General features: G+C 38.2%; 23 protein-coding genes. 16 read left to right on the forward strand and 7 right to left on the reverse strand.

The annotated features are described in order from the left end of the window. Positions 1-174: 174 nt before the first annotated feature. A complete protein-coding gene (gene mnmE, locus CRS_RS07055) occupies positions 175-1,560 on the reverse strand; it encodes a tRNA uridine-5-carboxymethylaminomethyl(34) synthesis GTPase MnmE (protein ID WP_142723359.1) in 1,386 nt (461 codons plus the stop codon). Between the two features lie 393 nt (positions 1,561-1,953). Between mnmE and CRS_RS07060 the strand changes: the two genes are divergently transcribed. Continuing rightward, entirely contained in the window at positions 1,954-3,006 is a 1,053-nt protein-coding gene (locus CRS_RS07060; protein WP_142723360.1) for a hypothetical protein, read from the forward strand. A gap of 40 nt (positions 3,007-3,046) precedes the next feature. Next, the gene (locus CRS_RS07065; RefSeq protein ID WP_228451200.1) at positions 3,047-3,538 is read left to right on the forward strand and encodes a hypothetical protein; all 492 of its coding nucleotides are present in this window, start codon (positions 3,047-3,049) and stop codon (positions 3,536-3,538) included. Between the two features lie 67 nt (positions 3,539-3,605). Here CRS_RS07065 and CRS_RS07070 read toward each other — a convergent pair whose 3' ends face one another. Beyond that, positions 3,606-4,076 (reverse strand): Lrp/AsnC family transcriptional regulator, encoded by a 471-nt coding sequence (locus tag CRS_RS07070; protein WP_142723362.1) that lies wholly within the window; start codon positions 4,074-4,076, stop codon positions 3,606-3,608. A 143-nt stretch (positions 4,077-4,219) separates the two neighbouring features. Between CRS_RS07070 and CRS_RS07075 the strand changes: the two genes are divergently transcribed. The 4 genes from CRS_RS07075 to CRS_RS07090 all read left to right on the forward strand — a co-directional run bounded on the left by CRS_RS07075 (position 4,220) and on the right by CRS_RS07090 (position 9,733). Continuing rightward, complete coding sequence (locus CRS_RS07075; RefSeq protein ID WP_142723363.1) at positions 4,220-5,608, forward strand: MFS transporter; 1,389 nt, start codon at positions 4,220-4,222, stop codon at positions 5,606-5,608. Positions 5,609-5,753: 145 nt separating this feature from the next. Beyond that, on the forward strand, positions 5,754-6,500 hold the full coding sequence (locus CRS_RS07080) for a metallophosphoesterase (protein WP_142723364.1): 747 nt from the start codon (positions 5,754-5,756) through the stop codon (positions 6,498-6,500). A gap of 117 nt (positions 6,501-6,617) precedes the next feature. Continuing rightward, positions 6,618-7,169 (forward strand): DUF2652 domain-containing protein, encoded by a 552-nt coding sequence (locus CRS_RS07085; protein ID WP_142723365.1) that lies wholly within the window; start codon positions 6,618-6,620, stop codon positions 7,167-7,169. A gap of 383 nt (positions 7,170-7,552) precedes the next feature. Further along, positions 7,553-9,733: a TonB-dependent receptor domain-containing protein gene (locus CRS_RS07090; protein ID WP_142723366.1), complete on the forward strand. Its 2,181-nt coding sequence runs from the start codon at positions 7,553-7,555 to the stop codon at positions 9,731-9,733. Between the two features lie 438 nt (positions 9,734-10,171). Here the strand turns inward: CRS_RS07090 and CRS_RS07095 are convergent, their stop codons facing one another. The 5 genes from CRS_RS07095 to CRS_RS07115 form a co-directional block, all read right to left on the reverse strand. Beyond that, on the reverse strand, positions 10,172-12,382 hold the full coding sequence (locus tag CRS_RS07095; RefSeq protein ID WP_373995762.1) for a glycoside hydrolase family 3 C-terminal domain-containing protein: 2,211 nt from the start codon (positions 12,380-12,382) through the stop codon (positions 10,172-10,174). Positions 12,383-12,659: 277 nt separating this feature from the next. Beyond that, complete coding sequence (metQ, locus tag CRS_RS07100) at positions 12,660-13,469, reverse strand: methionine ABC transporter substrate-binding lipoprotein MetQ (protein WP_142723368.1); 810 nt, start codon at positions 13,467-13,469, stop codon at positions 12,660-12,662. Between the two features lie 78 nt (positions 13,470-13,547). Next, the gene (gene metI / locus CRS_RS07105; protein ID WP_002977759.1) at positions 13,548-14,204 is read right to left on the reverse strand and encodes a methionine ABC transporter permease MetI; all 657 of its coding nucleotides are present in this window, start codon (positions 14,202-14,204) and stop codon (positions 13,548-13,550) included. Continuing rightward, the gene (locus CRS_RS07110) at positions 14,197-15,225 is read right to left on the reverse strand and encodes a methionine ABC transporter ATP-binding protein (protein ID WP_142723369.1); all 1,029 of its coding nucleotides are present in this window, start codon (positions 15,223-15,225) and stop codon (positions 14,197-14,199) included. Before CRS_RS07110 ends, metI begins: the two co-directional genes overlap by 8 nt. Positions 15,226-15,243: 18 nt before the next feature. Further along, positions 15,244-16,242, reverse strand: a complete 999-nt coding sequence (locus tag CRS_RS07115) for an EamA family transporter (RefSeq protein ID WP_142723370.1) — start codon at positions 16,240-16,242, stop codon at positions 15,244-15,246. Between the two features lie 553 nt (positions 16,243-16,795). Here CRS_RS07115 and CRS_RS07120 point away from each other — a divergent pair. The 10 genes from CRS_RS07120 (at position 16,796) to CRS_RS07165 (ending at position 25,247) form a co-directional block, all read left to right on the forward strand. Next, the gene (locus tag CRS_RS07120) at positions 16,796-17,728 is read left to right on the forward strand and encodes a ring-cleaving dioxygenase (protein WP_172617018.1); all 933 of its coding nucleotides are present in this window, start codon (positions 16,796-16,798) and stop codon (positions 17,726-17,728) included. A gap of 59 nt (positions 17,729-17,787) precedes the next feature. Beyond that, the gene (locus CRS_RS07125; protein ID WP_142723372.1) at positions 17,788-18,084 is read left to right on the forward strand and encodes a GNAT family N-acetyltransferase; all 297 of its coding nucleotides are present in this window, start codon (positions 17,788-17,790) and stop codon (positions 18,082-18,084) included. 133 nt (positions 18,085-18,217) lie between these two features. Further along, positions 18,218-19,171 (forward strand): VOC family protein, encoded by a 954-nt coding sequence (locus tag CRS_RS07130; RefSeq protein ID WP_142723373.1) that lies wholly within the window; start codon positions 18,218-18,220, stop codon positions 19,169-19,171. A gap of 5 nt (positions 19,172-19,176) precedes the next feature. Then, positions 19,177-19,797, forward strand: a complete 621-nt coding sequence (locus CRS_RS07135; RefSeq protein ID WP_142723374.1) for an alpha/beta hydrolase — start codon at positions 19,177-19,179, stop codon at positions 19,795-19,797. Positions 19,798-19,921: 124 nt separating this feature from the next. Further along, complete coding sequence (locus tag CRS_RS07140; protein ID WP_142723375.1) at positions 19,922-20,269, forward strand: hypothetical protein; 348 nt, start codon at positions 19,922-19,924, stop codon at positions 20,267-20,269. Positions 20,270-20,356: 87 nt separating this feature from the next. Next, positions 20,357-21,967: a Na+/H+ antiporter gene (locus CRS_RS07145; RefSeq protein ID WP_142723376.1), complete on the forward strand. Its 1,611-nt coding sequence runs from the start codon at positions 20,357-20,359 to the stop codon at positions 21,965-21,967. A 279-nt stretch (positions 21,968-22,246) separates the two neighbouring features. After that, positions 22,247-22,558: a hypothetical protein gene (locus tag CRS_RS07150; protein WP_142723377.1), complete on the forward strand. Its 312-nt coding sequence runs from the start codon at positions 22,247-22,249 to the stop codon at positions 22,556-22,558. 10 nt (positions 22,559-22,568) lie between these two features. Next, positions 22,569-23,153: a Crp/Fnr family transcriptional regulator gene (locus tag CRS_RS07155; protein ID WP_142723378.1), complete on the forward strand. Its 585-nt coding sequence runs from the start codon at positions 22,569-22,571 to the stop codon at positions 23,151-23,153. Between the two features lie 459 nt (positions 23,154-23,612). Next, positions 23,613-24,488, forward strand: a complete 876-nt coding sequence (locus tag CRS_RS07160) for a pirin family protein (RefSeq protein WP_142723379.1) — start codon at positions 23,613-23,615, stop codon at positions 24,486-24,488. Positions 24,489-24,536: 48 nt separating this feature from the next. Then, positions 24,537-25,247 carry a M17 family peptidase N-terminal domain-containing protein gene (locus CRS_RS07165; protein WP_142723380.1) on the forward strand — a complete coding sequence of 237 codons (711 nt, stop codon included), beginning with the start codon at positions 24,537-24,539 and terminating at the stop codon, positions 25,245-25,247. The last annotated feature ends 79 nt before the right edge of the window (positions 25,248-25,326 follow it).

A 25,326-nucleotide genomic window follows, 5' to 3' on the forward strand; every position in this document is an offset into this window, starting at 1 on the left:
GACATAATCTCTCCCGGATTAAAAAAAATAAAATATTAATCGTTGGAAGGGCAAATAGGGGGCAAATTGCGACAAACCAATCCAAATACATGAAAACCCTTACAAAACTTAATTTTTTGTAAGTAGTTGATAAATAGATGATTGGTTTGTTTTAGTTTGTTCTATTTTACCTATTTACTTGCCGATACAAAACTTAGAAAAAATATTCCCCAGTACCTCATCATTGGTGACTTCACCAGAAATTTCTCCTATATGTTCCAGTGCGTTTCTGAGCTCATAAGCAAGCAACTCAGTAGAGATTCGGAAAGAAATGGCTTCTTTCACCTTATGAACAGCATCCAGAGATTTTTTTAATGCTTCAAAGTGACGCTGGTTGGTGATCACAACGTTGTTTTCTTCGGATTTTAAATGCTCAACATACGATGAAAGCTCATTTTTCAGATCCTGAATATTTTGATTTTCAACGGCAGAAATCTTTATGAAATCAAACTCGTGAGCAATGGCGTTTCTGAAAATGTCTTCTACTGTTTCGTATTTTGTAGGAGTGACTTCATCAATTTTTGTAGCACAGATAATCAGTTTCAGGTCTTCTCTCAGTAGAGACTGGATCATTTCAATATCTTCAGAAAAATCTTCGGTGGCAGCATCAGCCAGATAGACAAGAATGTTGGCATTTTCAACCTTTTCCTTTGCCTTTTTAACACCGATAGCTTCAATTTCATCTACTGTTTCACGGAGCCCGGCAGTGTCAATTAATCGGAAAGCATGTCCTTTAATATGGAGGACTTCCTCAATGGTATCTCTCGTGGTTCCCGCAATATTACTCACAATGGCTCTTTCTTCTTTCAGAAGGGAATTTAGCAGGGTAGACTTTCCTGCGTTGGGTTTTCCGATGATGGCAACGGCTGTTCCGTTCTTAATGGCATTTCCGTATTGGAAACTTTCGATCAGGGAATTTAATTTTAATTCAATTTTATCAAGTAATCCGCTTAAGGCGCTTCTGTCTGCAAATTCAACATCTTCTTCAGCAAAATCCAGTTCCAGTTCGATTAGGGATACAAAATTTAAAAGATCGGTTCTTAACAGGGAAATCTCATTGGTAATTCCTCCTTTCAACTGATTAATGGCCACTTTTCTGGAAGCTTCATTTTCAGATGCAATGACATCAGCAATAGCTTCTGCTTGGGAAAGATCAATTCTACCATTGATAAAGGCGCGGAGTGTAAACTCTCCGGCTTTGGCCATTCTCGCGCCGTTTTTTATAAGGGTTTCAAGAATACGTTTTCCGATATGCGGCGAGCCGTGAAAAGCAATCTCCACAGAGTTTTCAGTGGTGAAACTTTTTGGGGCCAGGAAAATGGAAAGCATTACTTCATCAATAGCTTCTGCCTCGTCCATAAAATAACCGTAATGAATGGTATGGGATTTCTGTTTTTCCAGATTTTTAGCCGGAAAACTTTTCTGAACTACAGATAAAGCTTCATTTCCTGAAACTCTGATGATGCCTAAAGCACCTATTCCATTGGCCGTAGCCAGTGCACATATCGTATCGTTATTCATAATGCAAATTTACAATTTTTAATATGAATTTTTGCTGAGGTCTTTTATTCACATTATCTATTGTTTTATTCGGGATAAAACAGAAAGACCTGTAAAATTATTACGATTTTGAGTTAAACTATAACCTCATCAGGTGGAAAAAACAACATTTAAAAATTAAATAATAGAATATATTTTGATGTTTTTTGAGTGGTTCAGTGTTTTGTTTTTCAATGATTTATGTTTGTTTTGAATGATGGGTAAGAATATAAATTCTGATGAAGTATTCTATAAGGATAGAAAAATTAAACACTTGTTTGGTATGTTAATTGTTTCTTAATGCGCCAATGATGTTGAAAATTTAAATATTTTTTATTTAAACGGTAATAATTCGTTAAAATATTATAAATGTATATGGATAGATTATTTTTCTTAAATATTAATAAGAAATTTATTTTTTTATTAATGTTTGCTTTCAGTGCTTTTGCCAATGCTCAGTGTATTCCTTATACAGGACAGGCAATGACAGGTGGAAATACCTATTGTCTTAGTGGAAACCTTAGTGTAAGTACAAATATCAGTATTCCGAATGGGACGACTCTTATGATACGGTCTGGACAGCTTCAATCCAACAGTATTCAGGTGGATGGAATATTGGAAATTGGTGACGGGGCAAGTGTTCAGTCTACAGGAACCGTGAAAGTAGGTACTTTCGGATCTCAGAAAAATTCAAAGATTAAATTAGGAACGAAATCTTTCCTCTCTCTTGTTGGATCAGTAATTCAGGAAGATCCAACCTTTGGAGGCTTCTATCCCGGAACGACTTCAGTGATCGAGATGGGAACAAACAGTGTAGTGGAAATTTGTGGAACATTTACCCAGCAGTCTACTACATATCCCTCTGTTGAATACATGGGTACTCCTACCGGTAAAGCGTACTGTATTGCAAAAGCAGATGTAAGTGGAGGGGGAGGAGCTTCCATAATCAGTGATGATGCCCAGATTGTAACTATTGCGATGGGATCTGTTATAGGGTTAGGAATGGGGAACTCAAGCTTCTGTGGACCAAATGCCACGAAGGCTATGTGTCCTGCTCTTTGGCCCGAAGGATTATCAGAAGATAAAGCCAGCTGTGGGAATGCTCCAATTATTATTGATGATATCGACGGATTCTGTACTAAGCCTGGAGCTTCCGGTACACCTGACGGATACACCAGATTCGGAATTACTGTGCAGCAGAAAAGCGGTGCGTGGCCTGAAAATATCCCTAACGGATTTTTAGCCATGGAATCAAAAAACAAAGGATTTGTTATTACCAGGGTTCAGCATGTAAGTCAGGTGCCACAGTCCGGAGATGCTATCGCAGAGCCGAAAGAAGGAATGCTTCTGTATGACATTCAGGACAAATGTGTAAAGCTTTATAACGGAACAGAATGGAAATGTATACAAAAAAGCTGTAATGATTAACCCCAATGGTAACAATATGAAAAATATAAAAAACATAAGTATGGCAGTTGCTTTGGTTGCCTTTAATTCATTTTTTGCACAAGTTGCAATTGGTAAGCAATCGGTGGATGGGATCAGTACTGTCCTGGATTTTGATAATGGGTCCGGAAATACAAGAGGTTTGATTCTTCCTGCAACATCAGGTTTTCCCACAGGGAGCATTGCTAATGGAACATTTATCTTTGATGTTACAGATAAAAAGGTAAAAGTATATGAGAATAATACCTGGAAATCCTTGTCAGATACAGGGAGCTCAGGCGCGGTTGCTGTCAACAATTCAGCAGAATCCGGGAAGGGGGTTATTATAGGCAGTGATGAAAGTAGCGCTGATGGAGTATTGGTATTGGAATCCCGGAATAAAGCAATGGTGCTGCCAAAAATAGCAACGCCGCATATCATTGTAAAAAATCCTTATCCAGGAATGATGTGTTATGATACAGCCAGTAAAACGCTTGCCGTGTTTGACGGATCAGTCTGGAATTACTGGAAATAACAAGAAAATATCATATTTTAATAACAAAAGCAGCTGTGAATTAATATACAGCTGCTTTTCTTTTGACTTAAACAATCTGAACACTTTCCTTGATGCTGTTCATCACAAAAATGCTTTTGGTCTGGCCAATTCCTTCGATTTCGGATAATTTATTCACAAAAAACTCATGAAATTCATCCATATTCGGAGCCAGGATTTTGAGCATAAAATCAAAATCTCCACTGATGTTGTAAAACTCTACCACTTCTTTCAGTCTGCCGACTTCTTCAATAAATTTTCCTGCCGTTTTTTTATTGTGAACATTCAGGGCAATCATACAGATGACCATCATTCCTTTATTGACTTTCTTGCGGTCTACAACGGCGGTATATTCTTTAATGATGCCCTGTTTTTCCATACGTTTGATACGCTCGTGAGTGGGTGTAGGGCTCAGGTTGATTCTTGCTGAAATGTCCCGTACACTCATTTTAGCGTCTTTCTGAAGCAGACGGAGGATCGACAGATCTTTTTCATCGGGAATATAATTCTCAGTTGCCATTTTGTTCTGTTTTTATAGGGGGTTGTTAGCTGTATTAGGTAATTTGTTCTTTTAATGTTTTGTAATAGATGATTTCGTTCCAAATTTATGATTAAATTTTTATATACGTTCTGTTAATTTTAATTTTGCAGGAAATTTGAAATATGGATACAAGGAAAAACTTAATATTAATTTTAGCATCGGTAGGAACATTTGTGGAGGCTTTGGATATTGCCATTATTAATTTAACAATTCCTTCTATTCAGCAGCAGTTTCAGATCGGAGCAGAAACGGTTCAATGGCTGCAGACCCTTTATGTACTGTTTTTTGGAGGATTTCTGATTATTGGAGGTAAGCTTTCTGATCAGATCGGAAGAAAAAAGATGTTTTTACTCGGAGCTTTGATCTTTATGCTCACTTCATTGGGGGCAGGAGTATCTCAAAACTTTGAAATACTGTCAATATTCCGTGCTTTACAGGGGTTGGGAGCTGCTTTGGTGATGCCTTCAGCATTATCTATCGTAACGAATACCTTCAGGGAGGAGCAGGAGAGAAACCGTGCGATCGGAATTTTCAGTTCATTTGCTGCTATCGGTTCCGGCAGCGGCCTTTCGGTAGGAGGAATTATCAGTACTTACCTTAGCTGGCATTGGGTTTTCCTGATCAATGTTCCGATTCTCTTAATCACATTGGTACTTTCGTACTACTATCTTCCATCAGATGAAAAAAGTGAAACCGCTAAGAAAACAGATGTGGTATCCGGAATATTGATGGTGATGGGACTTTTAAGTTTAACATACGGAACTCATGAACTGGTTCATATTAAAGAACAGCCTTACCTGATAACAGGTTCTTTGGTTCTGGCATTGCTGCTTATTGTCATGGTTTATTACCGGTTGAGATCTGTTACAGAGCCATTGGTTGATCTGAAATTGTTTAAACATAGGTCTTTAGTCGTTTCCAATGCTGCATTCTTTATGCTGGGCGCATTTTTTATCGGGTTCTTATTCCTGATTTCACTGATGCTTCAGAAAGACATGGGATACAGTGCTGCAGCAGCAGGGTTAATGCTTGTTCCGTTCAGTATTATATCTGCCCTGACTGCCAAGTTCATTCTGCCTCATGTCTCAAAACGTCTGATTTCCTCTCAAATGGGCGTTTTAGGATGGCTGTTTATGTTGATTGGAGGTTTATTATTACTGATCTCTGTTTACACAGGACATCCGCTAACTTTGGTTTTATTGGGAGCGGCATGTATTTCGGGAGTAGGAATGACGTTCTGCTTTACTGCACTTTCAGTAATGGGAATTCAGGATGTTGAACCTTCCAATTATGGTCTGGCATCAAGTTTGAGCTCTACCAGTTACTTTTTGGGTGCCGGGATAGGGCTGTCTTTCATGACTTTGATGGGGCAGATCTTTCCGTCAGAATTTTCAGTGGGAAGCCTCAACCTGATGATATTGACAGGTTACGCTCTTTTGGCGCTTGGAATGTTATCTTATTTTATCTTGAAAAGCTTAAAAGTGAAGCGGGCAGAAGTAGCTGTTTCATAATGAGCGGCCTTAAAAATACACAAACTATATGAGGAAAGAATCGGCGCCCAGGTGTCGGTTCTTTTTTTGCAAATTTGCTTATCATTTTTACCCAATAGTTTCTTCCTCTTGCTATTTCGCTATCTTTGCTTCTTTACTATTTGTCATGAAAATACAGGTTATTAGCGATCTTCATCGGGAATTTGGGAGTACGGAATTATATTTTGATCATTCGGATATTGTTGTGCTGGCAGGGGATGTCAATCTCGGAACCAAAGGTATTGAATGGATTAAAGATGTCATTCCTGACAAACCTGTCATCTATGTTTTGGGTAATCATGAATACTATAAAGGCTCATACCCGAAAACCCTTAACAAGATCAAAGAAGCGGCTCTGGATTCCAATGTTCATGTGCTTGAAAATTCATGTGTAGATATTGAAGGAGTGCGTTTTCATGGGGCCACCTTATGGACGGATTTTTCCATCTTTGGAAATCCTGTTCAGTACGGAATGCTTTGTCAGTCCAAAATGAATGATTATAAAATGATCAGGAGAGATCCTTCCTATTCGAAAATGAGAACACTGGATACCTTTAAAATCCATCAGTTCTCAAAACAATGGCTGCAGGAAAGCCTGAAAGATTCAAGAGGACTTAAAAATATTGTCATTACGCATCATGCGCCCAGCATCAGATCAGTGCCGGAACAATATCAAGAAGATGAACTAACGGCTGCCTATGCTTCTGATCTGGAGGATGTAATAAAAGAATATCAGCCATTATACTGGATTCACGGCCACATTCACACTCCATGCAGATATAAAATTGATGAAACGGAAGTGATCTGCAACCCTCACGGTTATATTGATGAGAAGTACAACGGATATGATAAGGAATTGATTATTGTTGTTTAACAAAAATGTACTCAGCAGATGTTTCCTTAGATTTTCTTTTTTTGCTTTAGAATGATAAAGTAAAATTGAATCTGCTTCGTCTGTATTGATGAAGCAGATTTTTAATCCATTATCATTATGAAGACAAATATACAGGAGGGGATCATTCTTATTCCGGATTTCAGCGGATTTACCGAGTTTGTGTTCAGTACAAAACTGTATACAGGTGAGTATATTGTACGACAGTTACTGTCTACGCTGATTGATGTAAATAATCAGTACTTTGAAATTTCCGAGATTGAGGGTGATGCCATTTTATTTTACCGTTATGATGAAAATCCATCTTACAAAAGTATATCAAAGATGCTGTGGAAGATGAGAAGTGCTTTCAACAGGAAAATAGAGGAACTGAGCAGGAGCTTAGGGACTACTATTGATCTGGCTCTCAAGTTCATTGTTCATTATGGCTCCTTTTCCCAATATAGTATTGGAAATTTCAGAAAATTATATGGAAAAACAATTGTGGAAGCTCATCAGCTTTTAAAAAACGGAATAGCAGAGCAGCCTTCATATGCTCTTTTCAGCAATTCTTTCCTGGAAAACAGCAGAAAACAGAAATCTGATTTTAACGGGGACCCGCTTCGCCTGCCTGAAGTAGGAGTTATCCATTATTTTGAAAGTTTAAACTAACGTATATTTTAATAGTATTCCTTGTAAATTTACTATTGCTGGAGGTCCGGGTGAGATCCGGACCTTTTTTGTCAGGTCTTTGAAGATCTGCTGATGAAGAAATTTTTTCCTGTTTTAATACAAATATTCATGTGCTCGTCATTAATTTAGAAATTTTTTATGCTATACTGAAATTACATATAAAATACTTTTTTAAGAGTATTTATTATTGAGGTAATTTATATTGTATTGATTTTTTGAATAGTTTATATTTTTTTTGAATTTATGTTCTTGTTTTCAGTTGGTATCTTATTGGAAATTAAATGCTTATTTTAATTTTTTTTACTTTTTGATGTAACAAATACATGAAGATAGTGGTCTTATAGAAAAAACTATAATTTCACATGAAAATACTCATATTTCCAATCGCAATATTAACGGGTTCATTAGCAATGGCCCAGCAGGCCACAGCTGCAAAGGATACTGTAAAAGGAAATGCAAAAGAAATAGAAGCGGTCACTCTGGTTGCCAGAAAACCAACCGTAGAATCTAAAGTGGACAGAACTGTATTCAATGTAGCTAACAGTGCAATTCTGGCCGGAAATACAACATGGGATGTTCTTAGAATGACTCCTTTGGTAAGTATTAATAATAATGATGAGGTAAAAGCTGAAGGACAGCTGGTAACAGTTTATATTAATGACAGGAAATCAGTGTTTACAGGAAAAGAACTGAAAGAGTATCTTAAGACCATTCCCGCTGATAACCTGATGAAAATTGAAGTTATTACCAGCCCGTCTTCCCGTTATGAAACCTCAGGATCCGTGATTAATATTGTCCTTAAAAAAAGGGATGACGAAGGGTTAAAAGGGAGTATCTCTCTCAATAACAGGCAGAGTACCAAAAATTCACAGTACACGAATTTTAATCTGAACTACCATAAGAAAAAGTTTACACAGACCCTTATAGGAAGTTACAGTAGCGGAAATTATGTACAGAAGACTCAGACGTGGGACAACCGGTATGAGGGAAATAAGCTCACCCAGTTCAGTCTGGAAAACCTCATGCGAAATGAAAGCCCTTCTATTTCCTCTACTTCTGAATTTGAAATCAATGACAAAAATAATTTTGGGCTTGTACTGGAATACTCACAGAACAGGAATTTATCTTCGGCAGAATCCGACGGGATGACTTCCAAAGACGGAGATCCCGGTGAATCTTTTCACCAGACTCAGAATAACTGGGGCTTCAGCCGTAATCTGGGAACCAATGCTTTCTATAAGTATTATGATAAAGAAAAGAACAGAATTTTAGATGTTAATATAGGAACCAACTACTCCAGTAATAATGATGATAATTTAATTGATAAACAGATTAACAAGCAGGGAGTAATAACAAACCAGCAGTTGGGAGTGATCAGTAAAAATCAGATGCGTAATTATTATCTGAAGGTTGATTATACACAGCCTTTTGGTAAATCAGGCGGTACTATGGAAGTGGGAGGGAAAACGGAATTGAATAATCATGTTATTCCCAACAGTCTTTACGGATTCAGTATGGATAATCCAACACCTGAATTTTCTAATTTATCAAGAAATGACAGGTTTCATTATGAGGATAATCTGAGCTCTTTATATGCTAACTACAGCAAGACATTTTTTGAAAAACTGGAAACCAGGATCGGGCTGCGGTATGAGTATATCGATTATAAAGTAAGACAGGATGTGGCAGGTACGGAGAGGAGAGATTCTTACGGGACTTTTCTTCCCAATTTATTATTGAAATACAGTTTTTCAGAGAAATTTGATCTGAGCCTTACGTATAACCGGAGTATTTGGAGACCATGGTATTCAGAATTTAATCCTTTTCTGGTACCCGAAATTAACGGAACTTATTCCAGGGGGAATCTTTATCTGAATCCAAACCCTAATGATCGGCTTTATCTGAAGTTTGGAATTCTGAAAAAATACTTTATTTCTGCAAGGTATATGCATACCAATCAGGATTACTGGACGACTTATGTAACGGAGAACGGAAGAACAGTCTCTTTACCCGGGAACTTCGATGGAAAGGTTGAAAAGTATTATCTTTTTGCCAATACCAATCAGAATTTCCTGAAAAATAAGCTGAACGTAAATGCCGGATTTGGGTGGTACTATATTAACAATAAAGATTTCAATCAAAAAAATGATTTAAGAGGGAAAGATTATATCAGCTATTGGGGGGCTTCCGCGAATGTCTCTTATACCAACCTTTTCAATAAAAATATTAACCTCAGCGCATGGGTAGAATTGGCCAATCAGAATAACGGAAACTCTTATGCAAATAATACCAATGTTTTCCATAATATTTCAGTGACCAAAATATTCCCGAAAACCCAGATGGAGCTGAGCATGCAGCTGATGAATATCTTTAAAAGGCCTTATGGGGATAATACGACTTATAGCCCTGACGGAACTTTCAGAGAATATTCAAAATGGGACTGGTACGGTGTTTCGCTTACTTTTGTAAAACGCTTTGGAAATCAGAAGGTAAAAGAAAATACCAAAACAGATGTAGAGAAAAATGGTGGAGGCGGAAAATAATTCAGGCCTTGTCAGATACAATAAAAGCAAGTTTCCCATTGGAATCTGCTTTTTATTTTTGGCTGGAAGCACGAAGAGAGAATCCACTCTTGATAATCTCAAAAAACTGTGGAATCTCTGTGATCTGTGAGAAAAAAATTAACGCAAAGTTTCATTTGAGTTTCTTATTATTTTAAGGCAGCAAAGTTTTGAATCAATGAAATTGATTCTTTCTAAGCAAACATACAGTCATGATCCTTCGTAAACAAGAGTGTTGCTTTCTTAGCCCCCTTAAAAGTATTACTTTTTTCATTTAAAACTTTGCGTTAAAAAACTTTCGTAGATCTGACAGCTTTCAAAAAACCTTGGATAAAAAAACAGATCCCGATCTGGAATCTGTTTAGCATTCAATCAAATAATTATCAAATAGAGTTTATACTCTTAACGCTCAGTTTTTATTTACTTAAGGGTAAACTTCACCTTCGTTTTAATCGCATCTGACGAATTTCCAATCAGTGCTTCAAAGTCTCCCGGTTCAGCAACCCAATCGTGCTTTTGAGGATCAAAATAGCTTAAAGCCGTTTTGTCAATGGTGAAAGCAACTTCTTTCTGTTCTCCCGGATTCAGATATACTTTTTCAAAGCCTTTCAGTTCTTTTGCAGGACGGGGAACAGATGATTTTAAATCACTGATGTAAAGCTGGGCAACTTCGGCACCTGCTTTTTTACCCGTATTTTTAACCGTTATTGTAAAGGTAATCTTACCATCCTGTGATATTGTGGTCTGATCTGCTTTTGCTTTCCCGAATTCAAAAGTGGTATAGCTCAATCCATGTCCGAAACTGAACAATGGTTTTATGTTTTTGGTGTCATGCCAGCGATACCCTACAAAAATGCCTTCGTTGTATGTGATATTGATTGGGTTTTTCTGGTCTTTACCTTTTCCTGCAGCGAATTCATCCTTTTGGCCAGGGTATTCCCCGAGCTGGTGGGCCGAATTGTCTTCAAGTTTTACCGGGAATGTAAACGGAAGTTTTCCTGATGGGTTGGCATCGCCCCCTAAAATTGCAGCAATGGAATTTCCAGCCTCAGAACCCAGATACCAGGCCTGTACAACGGTAGGAACTTCTTTAATCCATGGCATGGCCACAGCATTTCCTGAAACTAAAACTACCGCAAGGTTTTTATTGGCTTTTGCCAGAGCAGAGATGATCTGATCCTGATTGTAAGGCAGTCCATAGCTTTTTCTGTCATTTCCTTCACTGTCCTGGAAATCTGCTTTATTAAGGCCGCCTACAAAAATTACATAATCTGATTTTTTGGCCAGTTCTACAGCTTCATTCAGTAATTCTGCTTCAGAACGGGTATCTTTCAGATCCTGTCCGGATTTTACACCATTATACTCACCTCCGATATCTCCTACATACCCTCTTGCATACTGTACGTCAGACTGTTTTCCAAATCTGGATCTGATCCCATCTAAAGGCAACGTTTCATATTTCACTTTTAATGATGAAGAACCGCCGCCTACCGTCATGATTTTGATGGCATTTTCTCCGATAACTGCTATTTTTTTAGCCTTATTAATATCAATTGGAAGAATATTTCCCTGGTTTTTTAATAAAACGATTCCTTCTTCACCTATTTCTTTGGCAACCGCTTTGTGTTCTTCAGAAGCAATATTTCCGAAAGGTTTATTACGGTTCATTGTTGTTTTATAGGCGAGACGAAGCAGTCTTGTGACTTTATCATCAAGTTCTTTGGTTCCTACTTTTCCTGCTTTAATCAAATCGAGATAAGGCTTTGCCAGATAATAATTGTCATAGGCATTTTTTGTTCCTGCAGAAAGTCCGTTGGTCCATGATCCGAATTCAAGGTCAAGACCATTGTGAATAGCCTGTTCCGTATTGTTGACAGCACCCCAGTCGGATACCACAACGCCTTTATAGTTCCATTCTTTCTTCAAAATATCATTTAAAAGATACTGATTCTGGCTGGCATACTGGCCTTTGTACATATCATAAGCTCCCATGATCGTCCATGAATCACCCTCTGTTACCGCTGCTTTAAATGCAGGAAGGTAAATTTCATAAAGCGCTCTGTCATCTACATTCACATTACTTGTATGGCGGAACATTTCCTGGTTGTTCAGCGCAAAATGTTTTACAGAAGTTGCAACACCGTTAGACTGTACTCCTTTGATATAAGGAACCACCATCTTTGAAGTCAGATAGGGATCTTCACCCATATATTCGAAATTTCTTCCGTTCAGCGGTGTTCTGTAGATGTTTACTCCAGGCCCCAGAAGAATATCTTTTTTTCTGTAACGGGCTTCCTCACCCAGAGCTTTTCCATAATTCCATGCCATTTTTTTATTCCATGTTGCAGATAAAGCAGTCAGGGCAGGGTAAGCAATAATGGAGTCGTTGGTCCATCCTGCCTGGTCCCATTCATCCCACATGACTTCAGGACGAACCCCGTGAGGTCCATCTGTAGTCCAAAATTCCGGGATTCCCAATCTTGGTACACCCGGTGAACTGAATTTAGACTGTGCATGCAGCATAGCCACTTTTTCTTCCAGAGTCATTTTTGATAATGCATCCTGAATACGCTGTTCTATAGGTTTGGATTCATCCAGATAAACGGGAATGGGAGTATTGGTCTGAGCCATATAAGATGCAGAAATAAAAGTGAGTAAACTTATAATGACGGTTTTCTTTAACATAATGCCTTTCAGTTTGATTAAAAACAAAAGTAAAGAAAATTTTTATTATCTCAAATTGAGAAAATAAAAAATAATGAATAAAAAAACTGCCTGCTTGTTTGCAGACAGCATATTCTTAAATATTTTATTTTTTTGGAGCTGAAAAAGAAAGAGAAAAAGAGAAATGTCAAATCTGAAAAGAAATTATCTCTAATACTCTCAGTCACTCAAACCCTCCAACTCATCAGTCCCATCCTTTCACAGCACCTCCTTTGAAAATTTCTTTGGCTTTCTTTTCCACTTCAGGAGACTCATAGGCTTTTACAAAGTTTTTTACTTTCTGACTGTTTTTATTATCCTGTCTTGCCACGACTACATTCACATAAGGAGAGTCTTTATCTTCGACAAGGATGCCTTGCTTTTCCTGATCCAAACCGGCCTGTGCAGCAAAATTATTATTGATCACCCCTACAACAACATCTCTGTCATCCAGAACCCTTGGAATCTGGGCTCCTTCAATTTCCATAATTTTCAGCTGCTTCGGATTTTCTGTAATATCAGTTACCTTTGGAAGAAGTCCAACGCCTGCTTTTAATTTCAATAACCCGTTTTTCTGCAACAGAAGCAAAGAACGCCCTCCGTTGGTAGGATCATTGGGAATAACAATCGTGCTGCCGTTCTGGAGCTCGCTAATATTTTTAATCTTTTTTGAATAGGCCACAATAGGGTACACAAATGTATTTCCCACAGGAACAAGGTTATAACCTCTCTGCTTGGACTGTTCCGTTAAGTAAGGAATATGCTGGAATGCATTGGCGTCAATATCTCCGTTGGTCAAAGCTTCATTGGGAACTACATAATCATTAAAAGGAATAAGTTCCACTTCCAGGTTGTATTTATCTTTTGCTACTTTTTTTGCCACTTCAGCAATTTCCTGCTCAGGACCATAAGTGATTCCCACACGAATAAAATTCGGGTCATCTTTTCTTCCCGAACAGGCACTGAACAGTAATATCCCCGCAGCCAATAAACCAAAAATTTTTATTCTTTTCATTCTATTTTTTATTTAAATACTATTAGGGTAAAAGATAAATGAAATTACTCTCAAACCCTCAAACCCTCTCACTCAAAATTACCTGTGGTCAAATCTTTTGGACAGCCTGTCACCCATAAACTGAATGATGAATACCAGGAGTACCAGTAATATCAGTACTGTATTCATAATAACAATATCATACCCGATATATCCGTACTGGTAGCCCACCTGCCCAAGTCCTCCGGCACCTACGGCTCCCCCCATTGCTGAGTATCCTACAAGGGTAATCAAAGTGATGGTGGCATTGTTGATTAATGAAGGAAGTGCTTCAGGAAGCAAAACTTTTCTGATAATCTGTAACGGAGAAGCTCCCAGCGCTCTCGCAGTCTCTATAAGCCCGTGAGGAACTTCAATAAGACTGTTCTCCACAAGTCGTGCAATAAAAGGAGCGGCTCCCACACTTAGCGGAACCAAAGCTGCATTCACTCCGATAGATGTTCCTGCCAGAACTCTGGTAAAAGGAATCATCCAGACGATTAGAATAATAAAAGGGATGGCACGGAAGATATTAACGATGATGGAAAGTCCTCTATGATAGAAAGTGTTTTCCAGCAACTGGCCTTTTCTGGTTAAAAATAGCAGAATTCCTACCGGAAGTCCCAGTACAAAACCAAAAAAGCCGGACAAAAATGTCATATAAACCGTTTCCCAGGTTCCTTTTGCCAAAAGGGCAATTACCGCGTCACTAAGCATATCCTTTTACTGTATTTTGAATTTTATTTTGATTGAAATAATAGATCGCCTGCTGGTTTTCTTCTGTTCCTCCCTGGAGCTGCAGCAGAAGTTTACCGAAATTGGAATTTCCGAAGTATTCTACGTCGGCTTTTAAAAGTTTATAAGGGATTTTAAATTGATTATATAGCGCCGAAAGAATTTGTTCAACGCTGATATTTTCGTTAAGTTCTATCTCTACCAGCGGAAATAGACCGTCTTTCGGTTCTTTCTGCAGTCTGGTAATGAGTTCCTGCGGCAGGGTCATGATATCTGAATTTATAAATTGGCGGATAATCGGGTTTTCTCTGTCCGAGATAATCTCGCTTAATGTACCTTTTGTTAATAATTTTCCTTTGTCGATCACTGCAACGTGGTTGCATACCGATTTGATCACTTCCATTTCGTGGGTAATTAAAAGGATGGTAATTCCCAATCTCTGATTGATATCTCTTAAAAGCTGGAGAATAGACTGTGTAGTTGCCGGATCCAAAGCACTGGTGGCTTCGTCACAAAGAAGAAGATAAGGATCATTGGCCAGGGCCCTTGCAATAGCTACCCTTTGTTTTTGTCCCCCGGATAGGCTCTTGGGATAATCGTTGGCTTTATCTTCAAGTCCTACAATCTTCAGTAATTCATTGACCTTTTTGTTAATCTGATCTTTATTGTTGTGATCCAGCTCCAAAGGAAGCGCTACATTATCAAAAACAGTTCTTGAAGAAAGAAGGTTGAAATGCTGGAAGATCATTCCTATTTTTTTACGTTCCTCAGCCAGTTGCTGGGAACTGAGTGTAGTAAAATCTTTTCCGTTAATAATGATCTGTCCCTCATCCGGTCTTTCCAATAGATTCACGGTACGGATCAGGGTACTTTTTCCTGCACCCGAAAACCCGATAATTCCCACAATATCTCCTTTTTCTATAGTAAGACTCACCTTATCCAATGCCTTAAAAGACTGTTTTTTCTGGTGGAATGTTTTTGATATGTTTCTGATTTCTATCATTCTGATTTTATATACTGCTTAAATAGGCTGATAGGGTCTGCCTGTTCTGTTTAAAAATCTTCTTATTCTTCTGATTTTGACCTTCGACCGTTTTGAAAGTTTGAAATACTTGGTCACATTTGTTAGAAGTACTCCCAGCAATATGATGAACAAACCATAAAGCTGACCTCCATTGATGCTTTGATGAGCAACAACCCAGCCTGCAATCACTGTTACGATAGGATTGATATAGGTGTGAGTGCTTACCAAAGCAGCGGGTTTTACGGACAAGAGCCAAATGTACGACAAATAAGCGACTATCGATCCAAAGAAGATCAAAAATAGAACCCCGGACCATGCAGATAACGGAACCGAAGAAACTGAAAAACCTGTCCATTCTTTTCTGAAAAAAGCGATCAAAAAAGATGCTAATCCCGCTACTATAAGCTGTTGGGCAATATTCATAAAGGTAGATTGTGACGCCGGATTTTTCTTTGAATATAAAGAACCAAGCACCCATGCAATAGAACTTAATCCCAAAACCACAAATGCAGTAATGCGGAGATTTCCGTCAACGGCTGCATGGGCTTCATTAGCGTGTACGCTGCCTTTTAAAAAGAGTACCAGCCCTACAAAACCAATAACCAATCCTATAGGAATAAACTTATCTGAAAAATAATACTTCCAGTTCTTTCTGTCGATGGCAATAAACCAGAACGGTCCGGTTGCAATAGAAATTGCAGCTTCAGAAGCCGTTACATATTGTTCTCCCCAGGCAACAAGACCGGTTCCTCCGGTAAGGATAAGAATACCGGTAATTGCATTTTTCTTCCAGTTGATCAGAGAGTTTGGTTTTTCTCCTTTAGAAAGAAGATATCCGATCATCAGAATTCCGGCCACCAGAAATCTTAATCCCGAAAGAATGAATGGCGGAAAACCTTTCAAGCCAAATGAAATAGCTAAAAACGTAATTCCCCATATCACATAGATGTTTGTAAACGCCAATGGAATCAACCATTTGTTTTTAGAATTGCTCATTTTTATGTTTTTAATGTTGTTGTGTTCAATGAAAAAGGCTCTACCATGTGGTAAAGCCTTTGAAAATATGTCTAAATAAAAGTAAGGTCAACCACAGTATTCTTGATGTATAGGCATACACATATCCTTCATCATATTTTTGATGGTATGTTTTTTTATTGAATTATTTAATTCTGCCTTCATTTTGCTTTATTTCCTGAATACGGTTGCAAATATATAATATAATTTTTATTAGTCCACTAAAAAAGTAGACAATTTAGATATTAATTTATTGTTAATGATTTAGTTTATTTAAAATCAGATTGTTATGTATTTTGTGTTTTAGCGTTTTAGAATGCTTTACCTGGTGTTTTCTGATAGTTAACCGAAACTTTACTGAAATTATACTGTTATTGATGTTATGAAAAATATAAAATAAGTCAAGATTTTTGGGAATTGTACAAATTTTATTCTAGACTGAAATATTTTGAGAAAATGGAGAATCTGCATTTATTAAACTAGTTAAATGCACAGGATTTTTGTTCACTGTAATTTAGCATCAAAATTAAAAGACATGGACAATAGAATATTAGGTCTGCATCATATTACAGCAATAGCAGACAATGCGAAAAGAAATTTAGATTTTTATACAAAAGTTTTAGGAGTAAGACTGGTAAAGAAAACAGTAAATTTCGATGATCCGGGAACATATCATTTCTATTTCGGAAATGAAAACGGAACTCCGGGAACCATTCTTACTTTCTTTCCATGGGAAGGAATCGGTAAGGGAACCAATGGAAGCGGAATGGCTACCCATATCGGTTATTCTGTGCCTAAAGGAAGTCTTGAATTCTGGAAAAGCCGTTTGCAGGATTTTAATGTCAATGTAGAAGAAGGCGAAGTATTTGGTGAAAAGATGATCTCTTTTACGGATCCGGACGGACTTCAATTGCAGTTTATAGAACCTTCGGGTGATGATAACAGAAAAGTATGGACAACTGATGATATTAAGGAAGAAAATGCACTGAAAGGATTTCACAATGTTACTTTAACCCTAAAAAAAGCAGATCCTACGATCAAAGTTCTGACTGATATTTTAGGATATGATCTTAAAAAACAGGAGGGGGGAAGATACAGATTGGCTACTGATGCCATTGATACCGCTAATCTGGTAGATATTATTGAAAACGATACCATTTCTGCAGGAAGAAATGCTGCCGGAACCAATCACCACATTGCATTCAGAGTAAAAGATGATAATGTTCTGATGGAGTATCGTGAAAAGGCTTTATCTGCGGGATTGAGCATCACTCCGAAAATCAACAGGGATTATTTCTATTCACTGTATTTCCGTGAACCGGGTGGTGTTTTATTTGAAATCGCTACTGATAATCCGGGATTCACAGTGGATGAACCTCTGAATGAACTGGGAACCAACCTGAAGCTTCCTGTACAATACGAGGGAATACGCGAGAAAATAGAAGGGGTGCTTCCGAAATTATCATAGATCATCGGCAGGCTCTGATAAAGATGCTAATTTTGAATTAAGAATTAAAAACAAACAAAATGGAAAGAACAGAAGTAGTGTTAGAAGTAAGAAAAGGAGAAATCCAGCTCTTCTCAGACGATCATAAAGCAGGTAAAATGGATATTTCAGTCATTGGACAAAAGCTGACTGTTTATCATACCGAAGTGGATCCGGAATATGAAGGAAAAGGCTTTGCCAAAATTTTATTGGAGAGGCTGGTGTCTTATGCAAGAGATAATGATTTAAAGATTCTGCCGCTGTGTCCGTATGTTCACGCTCAGTTCAAACGCCATCCGGAAGAATATAATGATGTCTGGCTGAAGGATGAACTGTAATGAGTTTGAGAGTCGGGTTTCGGGATTCGAGTTTGAGTTTGAGAGTAAGATGGTTTGAGAGTCTCGACCTTATCAACCCGAATCCCCGAATCTCGAATCCCATCATAATAACCATTTAATAATTATCAATACTATGAACCTTATCACAGGACTGCATCATGTTACGGCAATTACCGGCAATGCACAGGAAAATATAGACTTTTACACAGGAGTATTAGGACTTCGTTTAGTCAAAAAAACAGTCAATTTCGATTACTCAGATGTTTATCATTTTTATTTTGGTGACGAATACGGAACACCGGGAACAATTATGACTACTTTTCCGTATGGTAAAGATCTGATCAATGGTAGGCATGGTAAAGGAATGCTCAATACCACAGCTTTTTCCGTTTCCATAGATGCTCTGGATTATTGGATGAACCGTCTGGAGCAGTTTAATATTCCTTTTAAGCAGCCACAGCAAAGATTTTCAGATGAAGTTTTTATTTATCTTGAAGATTTTGACGGGCTGGGACTGGAATTGGTTTTTAATAATAAGGATGAAAGAAAAGGATATTATAATGGTTATATTCCTAAAGATTACGCGATCAGGGGAATTCATCATGTAGAAATCTGGCAGGATGCCTATGAAAGAACGGCTGCTCTGCTTACGACACAGATGGATCATAAAGTGATCAAAGAAAGCCCTGACAGACTGAGACTGGGAACAGAAAATATGCCGGGGAAATATGTAGATCTGCTTTCCACTCCTAATGCCTTAAAAGGATTGGCAGGAAGAGGAACCGTTCACCACGTGGCTTTTGCTACTCCGGATGCGGCATCTCAGCTTGAAATGGTAAAGAGATTAAATGCATACGGATTGGAACATACAGAAGTGAAGGACAGAAAATATTTTACCTCTGTCTATTTTAAAGAGCCGGGAGGTGTATTGTTTGAAATTGCCACTTCAGGCCCTGGATTCGATGTCGATGAAGAAGCAGAGTTTTTAGGACAGGATCTGATGTTACCGCAGCAATTTGAAAAAAGAAGAGAACGTCTTACAGAAGTTCTTCCTGTAGTCGATTATCCAACAGAAAAATTCAGATAAAAATAATGAGTCATATTATCAATATAAAAACAGCAGGAATACCATTGAATCAGGCAGAAAAAGCCTTGATCATGATTCATGGACGTGGAGGAACTGCTCAGGATATTTTAAGTTTATCCCAGCATTTGAACGTGAAAGATTATGCACTGCTGGCACCACAAGCTTTGAATCATACGTGGTATCCCTATTCATTTATGGCACCGGCAGAACAAAATGAGCCCTGGCTTTCATCAGCTCTGGAAATGGTTGGCGAAACAGTAAAAGCAGCGGTGGATGCAGGAATTAAACCAGAAAATATATACTTTTTCGGGTTTTCACAGGGAGCCTGTCTTACCCTTGAGTTTCTGGCCCGCAATGCTCAGAAGTTTGGAGGAGCAGCAGCTATTATCGGAGGAGTGATAGGAGATAAGATCAATCGTGAAAATTATAAAGGTGACTTTGCCGGAACTCCTGTTTTCCTGGGAACCAGCAACCCTGATTTTCATGTTCCTGTAGAAAGAGTATATGCTACCGCAAATATTTTAAGAGAAATGAATGCTGAGGTAACCGAAAAAGTATATGCCAATTTCGGACATTCCATCAATACAGAGGAAATTGAATTGACTAACTCAATACTATTTAAATAAGTACTTTAACAGCAAAAGCCGCAAAGATCTTATTAACTGCGTTTAAAATACCGGATAATAGTTTTGCGACTTTCGCGGTTAACTTTAATTGAATTTAAAAAAATCTTATTCTAAATCAGACACAATGAATATCACACGTATTTTTAGTGATGAAAGAGGTGAAACTCATTTTGAGGAGATAGAAATTCCTCTTGTTGATCAGGGAGATATCGGTTTCCTTTCAGAAGCTATTGATGTTAAAAAATTACAGTTCAGAAAAGTATCGGCAGATTATGATTTCGATTTTCATTGTGCACCGCAGAAGCAATATATTGCCCTTTTGGATGGAGGTGTGGAAATAGAAACCTCCCTGGGAGATAAAAGAAAATTCCTAACGGGTGAAATTCTTCTGGTAGAAGATACTGCCGGAAAAGGACACAGAACGAAAAATCTCGAAAAAAAGGAAAGAACTTCATTGTTTATTTATATTTAAAAGACTAAATTTCAATAGAAATGGGTTTGAGCCCGCCTGAAAAGTATATTTCACTGGCTTTGGCTAAAATTTGTAACCTTCAGAGAAATGCATGAACAACTACTTTTAATACTGGGGCTTTTATTACTCGTTATGATGCTGGTAATGCTGGCGCAACGGATTAAAATTGCTTATCCTATTTTTCTGGTGCTTGCCGGATTAGGGATCAGTATGATTCCCGGTGTACCCATTTTAAAACTGGATCCGGATATTATATTTTTAATTTTCCTGCCGCCTCTTTTATATGAAGCGGCCTGGTATACCTCATGGAATGATTTCTGGAAATGGAAACGCACCATCAGCCTGCTGGCTTTTGGTCTCGTATTTCTGACTTCCCTGGTGGTTGCCTATACTTCACAGATGCTGATTCCAGGCTTCACTTTGGCATTAGGATTTTTATTGGGCGGAATTGTTTCGCCGCCGGATGCGGTTGCTGCGACTACCGTTTTAAAAGGACTGAAGGTTCCCAAACGTACCATCGCCATACTGGAAGGGGAAAGCCTGATTAATGATGCTTCATCATTGATTGTTTTCAGGTTTGCACTGGCTGCTGTCATGACAGGTGCTTTTTCCATGCATGAAGCAACAGGACAGTTTTTTCTGGTAGCAGGAATGGGAGTCGTGGTAGGAATTGCCGGGGCTCATATTTTCTATGCCATCCACCGCTTTTTACCTACAACACCGGCGATTGATGCTGCTGTTACGGTGATTACTCCCTATATTCTGTTTCTTTCTGCGGAGCATTTTCATTTTTCAGGAGTAATGGCTGTGGTGAGCGGAGGGCTGTTTATGTCTTTCCGTGCGCATGAAATTTTCAAAACAGGAACCACAAGAATCAATATGACGGGAGTCTGGAATACCCTGATCTTCGTCATGAATGCTTTGGTTTTTGTATTGATAGGGCTTGAACTTCCGGATATTATTAATGGACTGGGTGAAACCTCATTAATGGAAGGAATAAAATATGGTTTAATCATAAGTCTGATCGTTATTGCAGTACGTTTGTTGTGGATCTATCCCGTAGCCCATCTTCCGAGATGGTTCAGCGAAAAGGTCCGACGTGATCCAAGTCCGGGATGGAAAAATCCTTTAATTATAGGGTGGGCAGGGATGAGAGGAGTGGTTTCGCTGGCTACAGCACTCTCAATTCCGGTCATGATGAACAGCCAGGAAGAATTCCCCATGAGAAACCTGATTATTTTTATCACATTTGTCGTCATTTTTGTGACCCTGGTGTTCCAGGGATTGACATTACCTCTGATTATTAAACTGACCAAAATCAGGGAGATAGATCCTATTCTTCCTTCTCACGAGCAGCAGGCAGGGATTCAGATCAGATTGGATAAACTGGCCGCAGACCAACTTGACAAAAAGTATGCTGAATTGCTAAATAATAATACTTTGCTGATCAACTTGAAAAGAACGCTGGAAAATGATATTAAGGCACATCAGAATCATTTAAATTCCATTGAGATGTGTACCAACAGACAGAACGATATGGCAGAATATCATCAGGTAATGCTGGATATATTTGCACTGCAGAGAAAAGAACTGTTTAAAATGAAACGCGAAAAACTCTTCAGTGATGATGAAATAAGAAAAGCTGAATCACAGCTGGATCTGAATGAGCTGAAGATTACGGGAAACAGACATTTGTAGGATGACGAGCAATGCGGGTTTGAGTTGGAGAGTCGGAGGGTTTGAGATTTACTAGGGGTGGAGGCAGGTTTCGAGGTTCGGTTATTGAGTGGGAGCATTTGGAAGTAAAAGTGTTTAGGTTTCTACTGAATGGACAAACTAGGCACTTTATTTATGCACACACTAGGTCATTCCGCAGGAATCTAAATCGTCATTTTACCTTTTACCTAAACAATATAAACATAAACCCTGAACCTTAAACTTTAAACCTTGAACTTTGAATTTTAAACCTTAAACAAAATGAAAACATTACATTTTTTAGTGATTGGAAAGAATCAGGAGATTCTTGATACTTTAAAAAGAATTATAGAGAATAATGAAGGTTGGACAGCAGAAATACAAAGTGATGAAGATTTCTGCTATGACTATATAAAAAATAATACGGTAGATATCGTCCTTTTGAGCTCCGGCTTGGAAGATGATTTTGAGAAAGATATAAAAATATTCTGTGCCGGTTTAGATAAAGATGTGAAAGTAATTGACCATTATGGAGGAGGAAGTGGACTTTTAAAGAACGAAGTTTACAGTCTTTTTCCTAATTTGCAGGGGTAAACTCTGCGCTATGTTTGAAAATATCATCAAAAATATTACCCGGTTCATCTCTATCACTCCGGAAGAAGAGAAAATTTTTACAGATTTGCTGATTTGTCAGTCATTTCCCAAGAAAACAGTTTTGTTGAGAGAAGGCGAGGTATGCCAGTTTGAAGGGTATATTCAGAAAGGATGTTTGCGAATGTATTGCCTGGATGATGATGGTACAGAAGTGACTCTTCTGTTTGCTATTGAAGACTGGTGGATCAGTGATATCGCTTCATTTCAGGAACAGAAGCCTTCTAAAGTTTTTATTGAAACGCTTGAAGATTCTGAAATTTACATGCTGAACCCGGCAACAAAAGAAAAATTACTGCAGGAAGTTCCAAAATTCGAAAGAGTCTTCAGAATGTTGGTTCAAAGGAATCTGGCTACCCTTCAAGGCAGATTGGTAGACACCATTTCTAAAACAGCATCAGACAGATATCTCGAATTTATCAAATTATATCCTTCCATCCCGCAAAGAGTGGCTCAATATTATATCGCTTCCTATCTTGGTGTTTCAAAAGAATTTGTGAGCACCATCAGAAAACGTCTTGCCTCAAAAGAGAAATAGATCTTTGAAAAATGTTTTATCCGCAGATTTACCATGACTTTACCTTTGAAACCACCCCGTCAAAAATTCTTTGAATTTTCGCCGCCTCTCCGGAGGAAGGGAATTTTTTACATCTTATTTGTTGAATTTGTGAATAGGGTAAAGATCGTGATTAAATAGGAAATTGTAAGACTGGATTCCTACGGAATGACAAATAAGACGCTTTAGTTTATCCGTATAGCTTGTCATTCCGTAGGAATCTAAATAAAGTTACTCTTTAAAATATCTATAAAATTAAATAGGTTTAAGAGTAAAACATACTTGTGTTTTCCAAAAAAACAGCAATCCACTATAGTTACAATGCCGAATACAAAAATATCCGGCATTTTTTTTTGCAAAGTCATTTATTAAACTAGTTAAATGTGCAGAATTTCCAGTATCCCTAAATTTGTCTCATCAAAAACGAAAAAACAATCTGATATGGACAGAAAAGATTTTTTAAAGAAAGGATTATTGGGAACAGGAATGTTTGTAGCATCAGGCTCTCTGGCAAGTGCTATGAAAAATGACATCGATGAGATCGAACCATTAGAACCGATCGGATACAATCATCTCCCTAATACAGAATCAAAAATAAAAGAAAACTCTGTGATCCACAGAGCAGACTCAAGAGGAAAAGCAGATCATGGATGGCTGTTGAGTAACCATACTTTCAGTTTTGCCAATTATTATAATCCTGAAAGAATGCATTTCGGAGTCCTGAGAGTTCTGAATGACGATAAAGTGGAAGCGGGAAGAGGTTTCGGAACACATCCTCACGACAATATGGAGATCATCAGCATTCCTTTGGAAGGCGACCTTGAACACAAAGACAGCATGGGAAATACAGCAGTGATCAGAAGCGGAGATATCCAGGTAATGAGTGCTGGTACCGGAATCATGCACAGCGAGTTCAATAAAAACAGCGATAGGCTGGTAAAATTTCTTCAGATCTGGATTTATCCGAAAAAGAGAAATGTGACACCGAGATATGATCAGATTACTTTAGACAAAACGAAAAGCCACAATCAGTTTCAACAGATCCTTTCTCCCAATGCAGATGATGAAGGTGTGTGGATTCATCAGGATGCATGGTTTCATCTGGGAACTTTTGACCAGGGCAAAGAAACATTGTATCAGATCAGAAAAAAAGGAAACGGAGTCTATGCTTTCATTCTTAAGGGAAGTGCGGAAATAGGAGGAGAGACTTTGGAAGAACGTGATGGATTCGGGGTATGGGATATTCAGGATCTCAATATCAAACCCCTTAAAGAAGGTACGGAAATTCTTTTAATGGAAGTGCCGATGACGCTCTAAGATGATGTAAAAGCAAACTTACACCCACATCAAAAACAATAGAAAATCATGAAAAATAACTTAAAAAAACTATATATTACCGCAGGACTGCTGCTCTTTACACTGAGCTTTGCACAGACCACAACAACTGCCATCGGAACTTCCAAAACCTGGGGAACCGTAGACGGAATATCTTTGGTTGGACTGGTACAGGGTCCCTCGTCTGCTGATGCCCAGCTTCAGGTAGCCTGTGTTTTTGAATATACAGAAGGGGATATCTTTAATGCTCAGGCTTTACCCGCAAAACTAAATGGATTAGTTCATTTGGATGAAGCTTTAAAAGGAGAACTGACCAATATCAGAAAAACAGGGCAGTTTCAGGGACATTCTTTGGAAACTATTTTAATAACACCACCTGCAGGAACGATGTCTGCAAAGAAATTGTTATTAATCGGTTTAGGTGACCGTAACAAATTTACACCCGGTTTAATGACTTCCGTAGGTGAAGTGGCAGCCCGCGAAGCCATGAGACTAGGCGTTACCAATTTTGCCTTTGCCAGCGATCTGAAAGATGCCGGAATAGATTCTCCAACGGCTTTGGTAGCCGGAAATGTAGTAAGAGGAATCGTACATGCCAACCGTTCTGAAAATTACCTGAAAGAGCATCAGCTATCCACCACAAAAAAATTAGAAAAAGTATACCTTCTGGCTGGTCCTGCCTTCTTTGAAACCGCAGGCGGAGGAATTGCCGATGCCATTTCAGAAGCTCAAAAGAAATAATGAACTGGTTTCATTACTATTGTTGATTTAGCCTCCTTTTATAAGGGGGCTTTTTGTTATATTTATAAAATTACTTAAT

The sequence above is a fragment of the Chryseobacterium sp. ON_d1 genome (assembly GCF_006829085.1).
In the GTDB taxonomy this organism is placed as follows: Bacteria; Bacteroidota; Bacteroidia; order Flavobacteriales; family Weeksellaceae; genus Chryseobacterium.